This is a genomic window from Mycobacterium simulans (genome assembly GCF_900232995.1).
Taxonomy (GTDB): domain Bacteria; phylum Actinomycetota; class Actinomycetes; order Mycobacteriales; family Mycobacteriaceae; genus Mycobacterium; species Mycobacterium simulans.
In genome coordinates this window covers 1-1089 of record NZ_OCVX01000073.1, presented here as the reverse complement: position 1 = coordinate 1089, position 1089 = coordinate 1, and the positions used below count along the sequence as shown (strand labels likewise).

The 1089-nt window shown below is 66.6% G+C and carries 1 protein-coding gene; it reads left to right on the top strand.

Translation table 11 applies throughout. The features are described from left to right. The coding region (locus MSIMFI_RS27255) for a beta-ketoacyl reductase (protein ID WP_224770491.1) at positions 1–1059 on the top strand (1059 nt) is incomplete at its 5' end. Positions 1060–1089 lie beyond the last annotated feature (30 nt).

The following is a 1089-nucleotide window of genomic DNA, read 5'->3' as shown; positions in this document are numbered from 1 at the left end:
GTGCAGTGGGGTGGGGTCTGGGAGGGTGTGCAGTGTTATTCGGATGTGGGGGGATTGATCGCGGCGATCGGTGCGGGGGGTGGCGTACCGGAGGTGGTGATCACTGCTGGGCCGGTCGCCGCTGCTGGTGTTGGTGGGGTTCGTGGGGGGTTGTATGGCGTTTTGGGGTTGATTCAGGCGTGGTTGGGTGAGCCGGTTTTGGGGGGTTCGCGGTTGGTGGTGGTGACTCGGGGGGCGGTGGCGGCCGTTGAGGGTGAGGCGCCTGATTTGGCGGGTGCGGTGGTGGATGGGTTGGTGCGTAGCGCGGCGTCGGAGCATCCGGGCCGGTTTATGTTGCTCGATCTTGATGACTGTGCGGCGTCGTGGGCGGCGGTGCCGGCGGCGTTGGCCCAGGGTGGTGAGTCGCGGTTGGCGGTGCGCGACGGTGTGGTGTTGGCGCCTCGGTTGGTGGCGGTGAGCGAGCCGGTCGGGGATGTGGTGGCGGGGTCGGTGTTTGATCCGGCGGCGGCGGTGTTGATCACCGGGGGGACTGGGGTGTTGGGGATGGCGTTGGCGCGGCATCTGGCGGTGGGTTATGGGGTGGGGCATGTGGTGTTGGTGAGTCGGCGTGGTTCGGCGGCGGGCGGGGTCGAGCAGTTGGTTGCGGAGTTGGCCGAGTTGGGGTGTGGGGTGTCGGTGGTGGCCTGCGATGTGGGCGATCGTGAGCAGTTGGCGGGGGTGGTGGACCGCGTTTGTGGGGAGCATCGGCTGGGGGCGGTCATTCATGTTGCTGGGGTGCTTGCCGATGGGGTGATCGAGTCGCTGGATCGTGAGCGGGTGGAGCAGGTGTTGGCGCCCAAGGTTGATGGTGCGTGGCATTTGCATGAGTTGACCCGGGATATGGGGTTGTCGGCGTTTGTGTTGTTTTCTTCGGCGGCTGCGGTGTTGGGCAGCGCGGGGCAGGCCAATTATGTGGCGGGCAACGCGTTTTTGGATGCGTTGGCGTGCCACCGGCGCGGGCAGGGGTTGGCCTGGCTCTTATTCTCCTCCGCCGCTGCCGGCCGTGCTGCTTGGGTGTAGCTTGGGGGGTGCCGTATAGCCTCTACACAA